At 36.8% G+C, this 13,724-nt stretch carries 16 protein-coding genes and 2 pseudogenes; 14 read left to right on the top strand and 4 right to left on the bottom strand.

Going from position 1 to position 13,724, the window contains the following annotated elements; genetic code table 11:
• Window positions 1-13 precede the first annotated feature (13 nt).
• The 4 genes from ACXAE4_RS20325 to ACXAE4_RS20310 all read left to right on the top strand — a co-directional run bounded on the left by ACXAE4_RS20325 (window position 14) and on the right by ACXAE4_RS20310 (window position 5,158).
• A complete protein-coding gene (locus tag ACXAE4_RS20325) occupies window positions 14-775 on the top strand; it encodes a serine hydrolase (protein WP_289578839.1) in 762 nt (253 codons plus the stop codon).
• A 339-nt stretch (window positions 776-1,114) separates the two neighbouring features.
• Window positions 1,115-1,666 (top strand): hypothetical protein, encoded by a 552-nt coding sequence (locus ACXAE4_RS20320; RefSeq protein WP_013056190.1) that lies wholly within the window; start codon window positions 1,115-1,117, stop codon window positions 1,664-1,666.
• A 109-nt stretch (window positions 1,667-1,775) separates the two neighbouring features.
• Window positions 1,776-2,303, top strand: a complete 528-nt coding sequence (locus tag ACXAE4_RS20315; RefSeq protein ID WP_028414016.1) for a GNAT family N-acetyltransferase — start codon at window positions 1,776-1,778, stop codon at window positions 2,301-2,303.
• Between the two features lie 86 nt (window positions 2,304-2,389).
• A complete protein-coding gene (locus ACXAE4_RS20310; RefSeq protein ID WP_289578840.1) occupies window positions 2,390-5,158 on the top strand; it encodes a bifunctional diguanylate cyclase/phosphodiesterase in 2,769 nt (922 codons plus the stop codon).
• Between the two features lie 38 nt (window positions 5,159-5,196).
• On the opposite strand, the gene ACXAE4_RS20305 is transcribed toward ACXAE4_RS20310, so the two are convergent.
• Together ACXAE4_RS20305 and ACXAE4_RS20300 are read right to left on the bottom strand one after the other, a co-directional pair.
• Window positions 5,197-6,033, bottom strand: a complete 837-nt coding sequence (locus ACXAE4_RS20305) for a TIGR03943 family putative permease subunit (RefSeq protein WP_028414014.1) — start codon at window positions 6,031-6,033, stop codon at window positions 5,197-5,199.
• 16 nt (window positions 6,034-6,049) lie between these two features.
• Entirely contained in the window at window positions 6,050-6,919 is an 870-nt protein-coding gene (locus ACXAE4_RS20300) for a permease (protein ID WP_028414013.1), read from the bottom strand.
• Window positions 6,920-7,983: 1,064 nt separating this feature from the next.
• Here ACXAE4_RS20300 and ACXAE4_RS20295 point away from each other — a divergent pair.
• The 7 genes and pseudogenes from ACXAE4_RS20295 to ACXAE4_RS20265 all read left to right on the top strand — a co-directional run bounded on the left by ACXAE4_RS20295 (window position 7,984) and on the right by ACXAE4_RS20265 (window position 11,080).
• Window positions 7,984-8,145, top strand: coding sequence for a hypothetical protein (locus ACXAE4_RS20295; protein WP_475236742.1), 162 nt, complete (start codon window positions 7,984-7,986; stop codon window positions 8,143-8,145).
• A gap of 404 nt (window positions 8,146-8,549) precedes the next feature.
• Window positions 8,550-8,705: a hypothetical protein gene (locus ACXAE4_RS20290; RefSeq protein ID WP_475237355.1), complete on the top strand. Its 156-nt coding sequence runs from the start codon at window positions 8,550-8,552 to the stop codon at window positions 8,703-8,705.
• A gap of 263 nt (window positions 8,706-8,968) precedes the next feature.
• A complete protein-coding gene (locus ACXAE4_RS20285; RefSeq protein WP_475236739.1) occupies window positions 8,969-9,202 on the top strand; it encodes an iron chelate uptake ABC transporter family permease subunit in 234 nt (77 codons plus the stop codon).
• The gene (locus ACXAE4_RS20280) at window positions 9,160-9,276 is read left to right on the top strand and encodes an iron chelate uptake ABC transporter family permease subunit (RefSeq protein WP_475237353.1); all 117 of its coding nucleotides are present in this window, start codon (window positions 9,160-9,162) and stop codon (window positions 9,274-9,276) included. Before ACXAE4_RS20285 ends, ACXAE4_RS20280 begins: the two co-directional genes overlap by 43 nt.
• Window positions 9,273-10,067 (top strand): annotated as a pseudogene (locus ACXAE4_RS20275) (FecCD family ABC transporter permease). Before ACXAE4_RS20280 ends, ACXAE4_RS20275 begins: the two are co-directional and overlap by 4 nt.
• Window positions 10,068-10,170: 103 nt before the next feature.
• Entirely contained in the window at window positions 10,171-10,263 is a 93-nt protein-coding gene (locus ACXAE4_RS20270; protein WP_475236737.1) for an iron chelate uptake ABC transporter family permease subunit, read from the top strand.
• An 18-nt stretch (window positions 10,264-10,281) separates the two neighbouring features.
• Window positions 10,282-11,080: pseudogene (locus tag ACXAE4_RS20265) on the top strand (ABC transporter ATP-binding protein).
• Window positions 11,081-11,109: 29 nt separating this feature from the next.
• On the opposite strand, the gene ACXAE4_RS20260 reads toward ACXAE4_RS20265, so the two are convergent.
• Entirely contained in the window at window positions 11,110-11,409 is a 300-nt protein-coding gene (locus ACXAE4_RS20260; protein ID WP_028414008.1) for a hypothetical protein, read from the bottom strand.
• Between the two features lie 88 nt (window positions 11,410-11,497).
• On the bottom strand, window positions 11,498-12,049 hold the full coding sequence (locus tag ACXAE4_RS20255; RefSeq protein WP_289578842.1) for a TVP38/TMEM64 family protein: 552 nt from the start codon (window positions 12,047-12,049) through the stop codon (window positions 11,498-11,500).
• A gap of 493 nt (window positions 12,050-12,542) precedes the next feature.
• On the opposite strand from ACXAE4_RS20255, the gene ACXAE4_RS20250 reads away from it, so the two are divergent.
• From ACXAE4_RS20250 to ACXAE4_RS20240, 3 genes are all read left to right on the top strand, one after another.
• Window positions 12,543-12,860 (top strand): hypothetical protein, encoded by a 318-nt coding sequence (locus ACXAE4_RS20250; RefSeq protein ID WP_221779519.1) that lies wholly within the window; start codon window positions 12,543-12,545, stop codon window positions 12,858-12,860.
• A 29-nt stretch (window positions 12,861-12,889) separates the two neighbouring features.
• Entirely contained in the window at window positions 12,890-13,072 is a 183-nt protein-coding gene (locus ACXAE4_RS20245; RefSeq protein WP_257041019.1) for a hypothetical protein, read from the top strand.
• Window positions 13,073-13,199: 127 nt separating this feature from the next.
• Window positions 13,200-13,724: a cupin domain-containing protein gene (locus ACXAE4_RS20240; protein WP_289578843.1), complete on the top strand. Its 525-nt coding sequence runs from the start codon at window positions 13,200-13,202 to the stop codon at window positions 13,722-13,724.

Raw genomic sequence — 13,724 nt, 5'->3', positions numbered from 1 at the left:
GGAAAAAGCAAGGATGAAAATAGAAGATGCAGTTACGAAATGGAAACGGAGTAATAATGGACTTATACGGATTCATATTGAAGGGAAAGAATCCATACAGATTAATTCTTTTATCCAACAACGAGCAGCAAGTACAATCAAGCTGCTGCTTGCAATAGGAGCGTTTCGTCAAATTGATGAGGGCATCTTGGCTTTAACATCTGTCATTCAAAGAATGGAAAAAAATACGGTTGGCGGAGCAGGTGTACTTAGAGCTCTTCCGCGGTTAACACATATTAAAGTGGAAGAGCTGCTTACCCTTATGATAATGGTTTCTGACAACACAGCTACAAATGAGCTCATTTCTTTAGTAGGATTTGAAAAAATTAACGAATGTGCTAAAAATCTAGGATTAAAGAAAACAGTTTTAAACCGCTATATGATGGACGAAACAGCTGTTAAACAAGGGATTGATAATTATACGTGTGCCTCTGACGTAGTAAAGTGCCTAAAGGAAATATATGAAGGAAACTTTTTGCGAAAATCTAGTTGCGAAAAAATAATGAGAATGTTAGAAATGCAGCAGTTTCGGCATAAGCTTCCAGCACGTATAGGATCAGCGTTTCAAGCTGCGAATAAGACTGGAGAACTACAGGGAGCGGAACATGATAGTACTATTCTCATGCGAGGTAACGAAACGTATTATGCCGTTGTTTTGATAGATGGACTAAGTGACAATGAACAGGGAAGGAGATTGATTACTGATATTGGATACCTTCTGTCATCTAACATCTAAAAATCTTTTGACCATTTCAATAAGCGGGGGGTAGTTTGGTCTCTTTTTATTTAATGTCTTCCATCAAAGAAAAACTCACATGCACTAATAATAAATGCTTGTCTTCTCAGATTTTGGTGAGACTGTTGTTTGCAGTGCTGGATTTGTGCTAGTAATAGATAAACATGTTCTTTTTCATAAAATTTTATGAAAAAATAATGATAAATCATTCATCCTATACCAACTTATTCATATTTTTTATATAATAGAATAATAGTATATATTTTAAACGAATAGTGAATGTTTATGCCAATTAGCAAGGAGCATGAAATTATTCGATTCATAAATGGTGGTGTATGTATGGCAAACGAACATGTAATGATAGATATTATAAAAGCATTTAAACGCAATTCAACTGAATCCATTGCCATGGATTTAATTAAGGAAGTGCGAGGGACATTTAGTCCTTTACCTAAATATATAGCGGATTTAATTGATGAGCTGAGAAAATTAAATTTAAAAGACGAAGTGATCAGTGTAATCTTGTATCAATCTGTATATGTGGCGGATCATCAATTTAATATTAAAGATACCATTACCAATCGTCAGTTTGTAAAAGATACGATTGAAATGGGCAGAAGATGGGTGCATCAGTACGGCCGAATTGAAACAGTAGAAGAAGCAATTCATATTGCAGAGCAAGTGTCTACAAAAGAGGACTTGCCTCATCATTTGCAAACAGCAACAATTGACGAAAAAATTACGCTTGAGGTGCAGCTTGATCATCAAACGTATGAAATGTTAAAAAATATAGCGGTTTATTATGATCATCATTCCTATGAACAGTCAATGACTGTAGCAATTAATCGTTTATATACGCAGCTGCGCGATGCACAATCAAAAAATAGTTAAATGTCAAATCTCACATGTTCCGTGCACCATGTGAGATTTTTTAAGATGTGAAAGAGGCGCAGATGAAAATGTCTTGCTCCATCATTCATCAAAAGGAGGGAGAACATAGATGAGGGTATATTTATCTCCTCTTCAAGAAAAAGATGCTTCTAAAGTTTTTGCATATTGGTCGGATGAAGAGGTTACGAGATATATGAATATTGAGCCCTTTACGACGCTTTATCAAGCGGAAAGCATGATTGCACTTCTTCAAAGTTTGACGAAAGAAGGAAAAGCAATACGCTATGCTATTCGATTAAAGACTTCCGATGAGATCATTGGAACCTGCGGTCTAAACCGTATTGATTATGGTAAAAAGCAAGCAGAGATTGGGTATGATTTAGGCAGACCTTTTTGGAAAAAAGGCCTCATGACAGAAGCGCTCTGCCTTTTGCTAGAAAAAGCTTTTGAAGAGTTTCATATACGGGAGATTGAAGCAAAAGTCGATCCTAATAATAAAGATTCAATTACGCTTTTAAAAAAATTCTCGTTTCAATTAAAAGAGGCGTATAAGTCAGATGATTGTACGTGTTTATACACCGTCAATAAAGAAAAAGTGAGCGCGATATTGTCAGGACGCTCAAAAAGTAAGAAGTAAATCCAACAGAAGTTCTTTTGAAATAGTAAATATTTTTAGGCCTTAACCGATAACAAAGAAAAGAACGAATTGAAGGAAGGTCATGAATGAATCATCATACACATTTACTAGAAGGGACGTACAATGAGTTACTCGTTACACTTTCTTTCCTTATCGCTATTACTGCGGCGTACGCTTCTTTTGGGTTAGCTAATCGTGTGAAAATTTCCCGGGCAAAATTTATTCAGTTTTGGTTAATCAGCGGGGCATTTACATTGGGAGTAGGCATTTGGTCCATGCATTTTATTGCCATGCTTGCTTTTCACTTGCCCGTAGATGTTTCATACAATTTATGGTTTGTTCTTCTCTCAATCTTGGGAGCGATAACAGGATGTTATATAGGCCTTTACCTCATTCACAAACAAAAGAAAAGCATGAAGGCACTCACCATTGCGGGGAGCTTTATGGGAGCTGGAATTGTTTTTATGCATTATTCCGGCATGATGGCAATGGAGACCATTATGATTTCATATGATCCATTTGTCGTTTTTCTCTCTATTCTTATTGCTGTTGCTGCTTCTAATACAGCTTTGTGGCTTGGTTTTTACTCAAAGTTAAATGAAGGGAAGCTTACCGTTTTTGCTAAGCTTATTTGTTCTACTATTATGGGCATTGCTATTGCTGGTATGCACTATACGGGTATGCAGGCAGCTTCTTTTTCAGGAATGCGAATGCCTGAACAATCAAACGGTTTTGCTTTAAATCCACTATATTTATCCGCCGTTATTATTTTTTTTGTTGTCTGCCTATTTACGGCTGTGTTTTTAACCATTTTTATGGATCGACGCGTACAAAAACAAGAAGTTTTAAAATGGGCTTTTTTTGAATCTGCCCTGGATGCTATTTTGGTGATTGATGAAAAAAGACATGTTTTATCGCTCAATTATGCAGCAGAAACGCTTTTCTCTCTTAAAGCATCAGATGTAATCGGGAGTGATGTTGTTAAGCTGCTGCCCTTCTATAAATTTTCTTCTCTACAAGGCGGACGGACTGAGCACTCCCTTTTGATAAGTAATAGAGAAGTTACGGTTGAGATAACGGTGATGGCGGTAGCGATTGAAGAGACGGTTGAGTATATGCTGTATATACGCAATATGACGCAAGAGCGTGAAGCGGAAAAAACGTTGATTGAAGCAAAAAATCGTTATGAAAACTTGTTTTACTCCTCTCCATTGGCAATTATGGCCCATCGAGAAGAAGAGGTCGTGTCCGTGAATGATGCTATGATTCAGCTTTTAGGAGTAACGGAAGACCAGCTCGTTGGGAAATCGTTATATGATTTCTTTTCATCTGAACAAGTTCCTGATATTAAAAAAGGATTGAAGGCAGTAAGAGATAGAAAAGATGAGCCAAGACCTCCATTAGCTCAGTTGAAAATGTTTAATGCGTTAGGTAAGGAACTCTTTTTAGAAGTAAAATCTACGCTCATTCAAATTAATGGAGAGACGCTTTTTCAGACAGTAACTAGAGATGTAACGGAGCAGAAAAAAGCTCAAGAATCGCTTCAATATATGGCTTTTCACGATATGCTAACAGATTTACCAAATCGAAGTATGTTTTCAAACATTGTAGAGAAATCCATTGATTCAGCAGCTGCTTCAGGAAAAAAGCTTCATTTCTTATTCTTAGACCTCGATCGTTTCAAACAGGTAAATGACACGCTTGGTCATCATGCTGGAGATCAGCTTATGCTTCAGGTGGTCGATCGAATGAAGAGCTGCCTAAGAAACCAAGATGTGCTTTCGCGTTTTGGAGGAGATGAGTTTTTAGTTTTACTGCATGATAGGACGGGTGAAGAAGTGAAAAAAATCTGTCAATCATTAAATGACTGCTTATCCACTCCTTTTGTAGTGCTGTCGAGAGATGTTTATTTAGGGGTAAGCATTGGAGTTAGTTTATTTCCTAAAGATGGAAGTTCGCTTGAAGTGCTAGTTCGCCATGCTGATTTAGCGATGTACGAAGTCAAAAAACAAGGGCGTAATCATTATCTGTTTTATCAAAAAGAAATGCAGGTTCATACTACGCGACGAATGAGAATTGAAGATGGTTTACGCAAGGCTTTTGAGCTGGGCGAAATGGAGCTTCACTATCAGCCCAAAGTCAATATTCAAAGTGGCCATATTGTTGGAGTGGAGGCTTTGATCCGGTGGACTCACGCCGAGATGGGCGTTATTTCTCCCGCAGAATTTATTCCGATTGCTGAAGAAACAGGCGTTATTGTTACATTGACGAAATGGGTATTAAAAAAAGCGTGCCATCAAAATAAGTATTGGCAGCTGAAAGGACTTCCTCCCTTAAAAATGAGTGTGAACATATCAAGCGTGGATTTTGGTACAACGGATTTTGTTGATTATGTGTTAGATGTCTTGCGTGAAGTAGAGTTAGAATCACGATATTTGGAACTTGAAATTACGGAAAGTGTAACGATGAAGCATGTTGAGCAGACAATCGAAAAGCTACAAATTTTAAAAGATGCAGGAGTATTTATTTCGATTGATGATTTTGGCTCAGGATATTCCTCATTCAGCTATATTCAGAAGCTGCCTATTCATACGCTGAAAATTGACCGGTCTTTTATTAAAGATTTAGATCCTAATACAACGGAAGTATCGATTGTCAGAGCCATTATTACACTAGCCAAAAGTTTGCAGCTATCCGTCGTAGCAGAAGGTGTAGAAGAAGTTGAACAAGTAGAACTTCTTCATAAAGAAAAATGTGATGAAGTGCAGGGATACTATTTCTCCAAACCGATTTCAGCGCAGGAATTTTATGAGAAATTTCATAAAATCGAAGAAAAAATGGAATTTGTTCATTAATGTAAAAAGCCGTTCTTATTTAAAAGAACGGCTTTTTATTATTGGTTATTTCGATATACATAAGGGTCTTTTGGAGACTGCTCACGCTTTACTTTTGTTACTTTTACAACAGGGATGGTTTTTTTGAACGGCTGGTAATACATTGTACTAATTTTTCCTGTAACCGTTGCCCAGTCATCATTTTTAAAAGTAACATCATCTGGAAACTCAATAAGCATTCCAAACACCCCTGAATCTGCAATACAATGAATGATACCAAAGCGAAAGAGAAAATATTGATTCTTTTTTAATTCTTTCGTTTGATACATAAATCCTTTAAAAGAAATGGTTTTGTCAGTGAATTCACCAGGATATCGGTAAATAGTCTCCATTGCATTTAAAAATTCCTCGTCTTCTAAGTTGATATTTTCTCCTTTAGAAAACTTTTTAAGATCACGATGAATCATTTTGTCATAGGCTTCTTCTCCGTAAAAAGAACTTGTGTCAGGCTGTAAAAATTGATGAGAAGAATAAGGATCCTTTTTGTCATAAATAGGAAAATGAAACCCTTTAGCTTCAACAATATTAGAATCAAGGGTTGCGACAGGTAAAAATAAGACCGTGAGTACAGGTAAAATATAAATTGGGTACCATACTCTTCGTTTCCATTTGCCATCTTGCTGATTATGGACGCATCCACAGCTACAATCATCATCATGTTTTTTAGGGCCTATCATGTAAAAGATTAATTCTGCAATGGTCAAGAACCAAAGGACAAAGATGGTGCAAAATGAAATCCAGGAATATTTCATATTGATATATTTTGAGATATCTCCAGTTGCATGAAGGTGCATGAAGATGAATGTAAACCCTATTAAAATTAAAATACGAATCATGCCAAATCCCTCCTTACTAATGAACAATTAAAATCGAAACAATAAGTACTAAAATGAAGACATACGCCAAAAGAGTAAAGACAAATTTAGTCTTAAACTGGCTTAGCATCATCAGCGTATTCTTGATATCAAACATTGGACCGAATACCAAGAATGAAACAATAGCACTATCTGTAAACGTACTGCGAAACGAGGAAGCGATAAACGCATCTGCAGAGGAACAAAGCGATAATACGTAGGCAAGTCCCATCATTACCGCATTTGATGAAACATTTCCTTGTCCCAATGAAAGTAAAGTAGAGGTCTTCACGAACGTTTGCATGCCGGCGGCAATTAATCCACCAATAATTAAAAATTTCCCAACAGAAAAAAACTCATCAATAGTATGACGAATCGATTGTGAAACTTTCTCACTCATTTTCTTGGGGGAAGTATGCAAATGAACCTCACGTTTTGTCTGAGGTGCTTTGAATTGAACACTTAAAATAAGACCTACAAGTAAGGAAACAATAAAAGCTACTCCTGCCCGATAAAATACTATTTTCCAATCATTTCCGAAAGCTACAAAGGTAGAAAATAAAACAACAGGATTAATAATAGGGCCTGTTAACATAAAAGGAATGGCAGCATAAAGGGGAACCCCTTTTGCCATTAAGCGCCTAGTAATAGGAACAATTCCACATTCACAGGCTGGAAAAAGAGCTCCAATCACACTAGCTAATAGGACAGCACCTATTTTATTTTGAGGAATAACTCGAGCCATCATTTCATCCGTTACAAAAATTTGAATAATTCCTGAAATGATCACGCCTAATAATACAAAAGGAAGAGCTTCAATAAGAATACTAATAAATATAGTATTCATTTGTAATAGAGACGAATTCATTATTTTCACTCCAAAATTAAGTTTATCTAAAATGTATTAGTGCAATAAAGTTGTATTTGGTCAACTTATACATAGTGTATCGTAAAAAGGGAAGGGAATAAAGCTTTTTCAAAAAGAAGTGAAAGGATTCTTTTGTTATTTATTCAAAATATGTCCCGTATTATGAGAAAACTATTGACTCATCTTGAATTAACAGATAACATTGATGATAATGATTATCAGCGTCATCAAGAGTATATACATAGGAGGAAGCATTAAAATGAAGCAAGTTAAAAAGATTAGACTTCTCAGTATAGCTACTATTGTTGCTATATTATTAGTGTCTAGCAGGATGTGGGGCAAAGCAGGATTCTACTAATGAAAAATCTTCTAACAATCAAAAGGTAGTCTGTTAAACATGAACTTAGGCACTACTAAGGTTCCTAAAAATCCTAAAAAGAATTGTTGTTCTTGAATTGTCGTTTGTTGATGCACTTCACGGTTTAGGTATTAAGCCTGTTGGAATAGCTGATGACAACAAAAAAGATATGATTGAACAGCTTGGTAAATGGAAAAATTGAAGTATACTTCTGTTGGGACACGTCAACAACCAAACCTGGAAGTAATCAGCTCACTAAAGCCTGACTTAATTATTGCAGATGTTCAACGTCATAAAGCAATTTATAAAGACTTAGAACAAAATTGCTCCAACGATTGAGTTGAATAGTCGTGAATCTACATATGAAGAAAATATAGACTGCATTTAAAACAATTGCAAAAGCAGCTAGGAAAAGAAAAAAAAGCAGAAGCAGCGATTAAATAAACATGAGGAAACCATTGCGAAATTAAAAAAGGAAGTTAAAAGAGGAAAATGGTCAGACAATCTTACCAGCTGTAGTTCGAGACACTTCATTCCAAGCTCATACCTCTGCTTCATATGACGGTGGAGTTCCTTGAAAAGCTAGGGTTTGAAGAACGCTGTGCAGAAGCAAAGAGGCATACGCTGAAATGAATTTAGAACAGTTGTCAGACATTAATCCAGATATTTTAATTCTAGCTAATAATGAAGGCAAACTTGTTAACGGATGAATGGAAAACAAATCCTCTATGGGAAGAACTTAAAAGCTGTTAAAAATCATAAGGTGTTTGTAGTAGACCGTGACTTATGGACAAGATTCCGAGGGGTAATTTCAGCTGAGGCAATTGGAAAAGATACGGTTAAGTTACTAAACAATAAGCAGCAGTAATATAACGGAATCTGACAAAGAGGCGAGAATAGTTATTCTATTCTTGCTTCTATTTGTATAGCAAAGTATACTGTAGAAAGTGTGTTGTGAATATAACATGAATTTTATCCAAGAAACAACGAACAAGTAGATACATAACAGTGATTGGTAGTTGGTGTTTTTTTATTGATCAGCTGGAATGATTTATTCACGTTTCTGTAGGTTCTTCTTCTAGTTAGTATAACTGATGTAATTAAGAGCACCTATTGCACCCAGACGATTCCAAACAAACAACGATTATTCAAACTCTGAGACTACCGCGAGCCGTTCTTGCAGCACTAATTGGGGCTAGTCTTGGCTGCTAGCTGGAGCACTGATGCAAGCTATTACTACGAAACTCGCTAGCTTCTCCTCAAGTATTCGGCATAAATGCCGGAGCTTCATTAGCTATTGTTGTGGCAACAATCTTATTTCCAGAATTATACTTCAAAAACAACTGTTTATATTGCCTTTTTGGGAGCAGCTTTAGGAGGAATAACGGTTTATTTGTTCGCATCTGGGCGGAAAGACAACTCATGTGAAACTAGCACTTGCCGGAATGGCCGTGCATTTATTTTTATCTTCCCTTACACAGGGAGTAATTGTGTTAAATGAACGATGCTACGGACGTTTTATATTGGCTTGTAGGGTCAATTAATGGGAAAGAACTGGTCTCATGTTTTAGTATTACTTACCATGGTCTGTATTTAGGACTTCTTAGCTAGCTTTTGCATCATGGGGCGCTCAATTTCTATATCTAGTGTCTAGGGGAAAATATGGCAACCGGTTTAGGTGAAAAAGTACAGTGGATAAGGCTTTGTTGCTGGTAGTAATTGTTATTATCCTTGCTGGTTCTTCCGTTGCGGTTGCTGGTCCAATAGGCTTTATTGGTCTGATGGTTCCTCATATTGCTACGAAAGTTAGTGGGAGGAGATTATCAACGTATCTTACCATTTTCCGCACTTTTAGGTGGCGACTCTACTTGTTTATGCAGACATACTTTCACGTTTTATTGCATACCCGTTCGAATCACCGGTAGGGATTGTAACAGCTCTTATTGGGGCACCTTTCTTTTTATATCTTGCTAGAAAAGGGAGGAATATTAAGCAATGAAAAGAAAACACCCTTATCAAATATTAAGTATCTTATTGCTATGTTTAATCATCACGGTTGTAATTAGCTTAGGAGTAGGAGCCGTTTATATTTCCCCTGCAGAAATCTTTCAGCAAATAGTAGGTAGTTCCCAAGGTAGTTCCTTTATTTTAACAAATTATCGCATTCCACGTACCCTCATTGCTATTGTGGTCGGTGCGGCTTTAGCGGTAGCAGGAGCTATTTTGCAAGGGATATTAAAAAACCCGCTTGCTTCTCCTGATGTTATCGGTGTAACAAAAGGAGCAGGGCTGTTCGCCGTTTTTATCTTAATTGTATTTCCAGCTGCTTCTATGCTTCTGCTGCCGCTTTCAGCTTTTTTAGGAGCATGCGGTCATTGCCGTTGCTACTCATGCTGTTCTCATATACACAAGGTAGCAAAAACTCATACGCTGGCGTTAGTGGGCGTAGCTTTAGGGGCTATCTGCCAGGCCGGCATTCAGTATTTTATGATTAAGTTTCCAGATGACGTGAATACAACTCTTCTTATGGCTTAACAGGAAGTTTATGGGGAAGAGGCTGGAATGAAATGTGGTTTTTAATTCCTTGTCGTTGTCCTTATTCCTTTAATTGTTATTTTTACTTCTAAGTTAGATATTTTGAATTTGGGAGATGAAATGGCAGTCGGATTAGGAGAAAGAATAAAATATGTTCGTTATACACTATTGAGTATGGCTGTGATATTAACCGGTTTATCTGTAGCTGTAGTTGGGTCAATTGGATTTATTGGATTTAATTGCTCCTCATATTAGTGAGGAGGTTAGTAGGGAGTCGGTCGAAGTTCTTGTTACCAGTTTCAGCAGCTAGTAGGTGCTTTATTCCTGACTAATTGCTGACAGTCTCGGAAGAGGGGTTGTGCCGCCCATTGAGATTCCCGCTGGAATCGTAACATCCGTTATTGGTGCCCCTTATTTTCTATATTTACTGCGGCGTGAACAGAAAAAATAGGAGAAAGGAGGAAGAGTAATGACAAAGTTAACTGCGGAAAAACTTTCGCTATCATATGATTCAACTTCAGTTATTCGCGATATTGACCTCCACATTCCAGAAGGCAAAGATAAGTATCATTATTGGCTCAAATGGTTGTGGAAAATCAACAATCCTTCGTTCATTGGCGCGTTTATTAAAGCCGACAGAAGGAAATATTTATTTAAACGGAAAAGATATTCATCAACATTCATCAAAAGAAGTAGCAAAAAAACTGGCTATTTTGCCTCAAGTCTCCTGAAGCTCCTGAAGATTTAACAGTAAAAGAGCTATGCTATTATGGTCGTCATCCCTCATAAAGGACTTATTTGCTCGCTATTCTGCTGAAGATCATCAAAATTGTAGAGTGAGGCTTTACAGGCAACTAAGACTGGTCTAATTTAAGTCATCGCACACTGGATGCGCTCTCTGGAGGACAGCGTCAAAGGGCCTGGATTGCAATGGCATTAGCACAGGGTACGGAGCTTACTGCTTTTGGACGAGCCTACCACATATTTAGATTTAGCTCATCAGATTGAAGTGCTTGAACTTCTTGCGTTTCTTAAACCAAGCAAGAGAAATTGTACAATTGTGATGGTCTCTGCACGATTTAAACCAAGCAGCTCGCTATGCAGATCATTTAATAAGTATTTCAAACGGTCAGATTTACAAAGAAGGTTCTCCTGCTCAAGTATTTACAGAAGAAATGATAAGGGATGTGTTTAATTTATCATCAACTATCATTCAAAATCCGGTTGATGGTTCACCTCTATGTATACCAACTGGAATCATAAAATAAACTGCACTTAAAAAAACAGCGTACTATTTTCACATAGTACGCTGTTTTACATTTAAGGTCAGAGCTAACAGTTTATACAATACATAGATTCCAAGGTATGCACCGGTTAATAAAAAAGCTGAATTTAAAAAGATTGCATGAATGCTCGTCATAAAAACAGTATGATTTTTTAAGATACGATAGATAGAAGCAGCGGCTATATTTCCAAATACTAGCGCTGAAAGAAGGGCTAGCGTATTAAAAACTAGTTCTGCTCCTTTCCACTTTAGTGAGAAAAAAAGCATGATAATAGGAACAATAATACTTGCAGAAACCAACAGGAAAATCAATGGACCATCTCCAATACGTTATCTTATTACAGTTACATAGGATAATGTTTTTACTTATTTTTAGATAGTCTTCCCTTTTTATAGTCTGTTAAGCTTTTTTCTTCCATTTTTTACTTATATAAAAAAGTAAAATAATCGATAAAACCACTAAGATGATTTTTCCTTGCATAGATCCTTGTGAAATATGATAAACCGAATAAACTTCAATAAAAAGCGCTGGAATTTTTCCAAGTGCGCTAGCAGAAATGAATACCGCAAAGGAGCCTTTTCCTACAGCACTGAAGAATGTAATGAGGCCTGATGGAACAAAGGGAAGTAATCGTAAAGAAAGAATGAATATAAAACTCTCTTTCCCTTGTACGCGCAGCAGCTTTAGCCACTTGGAGTGAGAAGGTGTTTTGGTATGAACAAGTGTACGGAAACCTTTTCGGTACAGCCAAAAAGAGAGAGCTACACCTAAAACTTCTCCAATAAAAGAAAGTAAAAATCCATTCCAAAAACCAAATAATTTTACGTTTACGAACGTAAGGGGCGCGCTTGGAAATACGCCCGTAATGCTAATAAGGATGTTCAAGAGAACACTAATAAGCTCTGCTGCTTCTAAATGTTCAAGCAGAAATGTTTGAAGATAGTCAGTCATGGTTATACTCCTGTTTATGTTTTATATGTAGGGCTAATTTAAGCTCATTTTCTACTATTATATAATTTTTGGCATGAAATAAGCAGTCAGCAGTTTATAAAAAACGAAACAGGGTAACTACTTACTAATGAAAGACGATTTACTGATTTGAAGGGATGGACAACTCATGTTGAAATTTTTGCTTGTTATTGTGGTTGTATTATTAATTATTATGATTTTTAAACGCATTATCCGAAAATAAAAATGCTAACTAAGCAGCTCGTGAGACCTTTCTCACGAGCTCTTTTGCGGAGCTATTCGGCAGCTCAACAATACACTTTTTACTGTGATGAATATCACTGCAGCTAGAGAAATGAAGGGGTAAGATAGAAATGGGAGGGAGGTATATGGAGCTAATATTCTATCTCAGCACTTATTTATCAGGGGGAGCTATCGCATTATGGCTAATTAATGCAGCGTTTAATGGATTATTAAAATAACAGAGGGAGAGAAAATGAACGATTCTAAAGGTATATTTAACAATAAAGAAAGAAAGCTTGCTCGCTATTTGGAGACGTACACAACCGAGCAAATTTTAAACGAAGCAGGCATGTCTTCGTCTGTTGCGTTATATGAGTTGAAAAAAATAAGATTACCGCGGGCAGTTGCTAATACGATTGTTTATTACGTACTGGCAACCAATAATCAAAAGCTGGTTATGTACAAACTGCTCATGTTAGCGGGCGTTTGTAAAAAGCTTGGCATTCAAGATGCACAGGCAGCCCTCACTTTTATCAAAAAATATTACGTTTGTCATCAGCATTTACACTAAAAAGCACATCTGTCTGAGGGGGAAAAGAGATGAATATTGTCCCGTTTAAGCAGCGTTCATCTGCGGAAATTTATCAAGATAAAGAACAGCCGTTTCAATGTTTCATTGAGGAAGATCGATTTCAGTTAGATTTGTATATGACGTATTTATTTCATCGCTGCCATTCTAGCAGGTATAGATATAGCCGTGCTAACAGAAAGGGTAGGATGTAATGATAAGATATCGGTGGTAAGCGGCTTCATTTTCCTAATGGAATAATGAAGCCGTTTGTTGTGTTAGAAAGAATGATTTACTATGATGTAGTTAATGATAAAAGAAAAAAGGAAGGGAAGGAACGTAATGGATTTACACAATTGGGAATATTGGATTTCAAAGCTTGAGCTGCAGCCTCATCCAGAAGGAGGGTTTTATAAACAAACCTATCGTTCTAATGATGAAATTTCTGATAAAGAAGTGTCATCGCAGTTTGATGACAAACGATTTCTATATACGAGTATTTACTTTTTATTAAGGTCTCAAGATGTATCGCATTTCCACCGGCTGCAATCAGATGAATTATGGTACTATCATGGGGGAAGTTCTTTAACCATTCATATTATCTACCGCGACGGAACCTATCAAGAAGTAAAACTAGGTACAAACTTAGAAAATGGAGAAGTTCCTCAATTTTTAGTTCCAAGAGATACCATTTTCGGTTCCTCTGTCGCAGATGAGAATACGTTTTCCCTGGTAGGGTGTATGGTCGCACCAGGCTTTGATTTCCGTGACTTTGAATTATTCACAAAACAGCAGCTGCTTGATGAATTCCCCGAGCATGTCGTGATCATCGACAAATTAGGGTACGATAAACTCCCAAATGATTAA

The organism is Priestia sp. ABM2_011, from assembly GCF_056158845.1.
This window is presented reverse-complemented; position numbering and strand designations above follow the sequence as displayed.

Excerpts from the sequence above, each read along its gene's own strand:
- ACXAE4_RS20325 (WP_289578839.1), top strand. The coding sequence starts at position 14 with ATGAAAATAGAAGATGCAGTTACGAAATGGAAACGGAGTAATAATGGA.
- ACXAE4_RS20320 (WP_013056190.1), top strand. The coding sequence starts at position 1,115 with ATGGCAAACGAACATGTAATGATAGATATTATAAAAGCATTTAAACGC.
- ACXAE4_RS20315 (WP_028414016.1), top strand. The coding sequence starts at position 1,776 with ATGAGGGTATATTTATCTCCTCTTCAAGAAAAAGATGCTTCTAAAGTT.
- ACXAE4_RS20310 (WP_289578840.1), top strand. The coding sequence starts at position 2,390 with ATGAATCATCATACACATTTACTAGAAGGGACGTACAATGAGTTACTC.
- ACXAE4_RS20305 (WP_028414014.1), bottom strand. The coding sequence starts at position 6,033 with ATGATTCGTATTTTAATTTTAATAGGGTTTACATTCATCTTCATGCAC.
- ACXAE4_RS20300 (WP_028414013.1), bottom strand. The coding sequence starts at position 6,919 with ATGAATTCGTCTCTATTACAAATGAATACTATATTTATTAGTATTCTT.
- ACXAE4_RS20295 (WP_475236742.1), top strand. The coding sequence starts at position 7,984 with ATGAATGGAAAACAAATCCTCTATGGGAAGAACTTAAAAGCTGTTAAA.
- ACXAE4_RS20255 (WP_289578842.1), bottom strand. The coding sequence starts at position 12,049 with ATGACTGACTATCTTCAAACATTTCTGCTTGAACATTTAGAAGCAGCA.
- ACXAE4_RS20250 (WP_221779519.1), top strand. The coding sequence starts at position 12,543 with ATGAACGATTCTAAAGGTATATTTAACAATAAAGAAAGAAAGCTTGCT.
- ACXAE4_RS20245 (WP_257041019.1), top strand. The coding sequence starts at position 12,890 with ATGAATATTGTCCCGTTTAAGCAGCGTTCATCTGCGGAAATTTATCAA.
- ACXAE4_RS20240 (WP_289578843.1), top strand. The coding sequence starts at position 13,200 with ATGGATTTACACAATTGGGAATATTGGATTTCAAAGCTTGAGCTGCAG.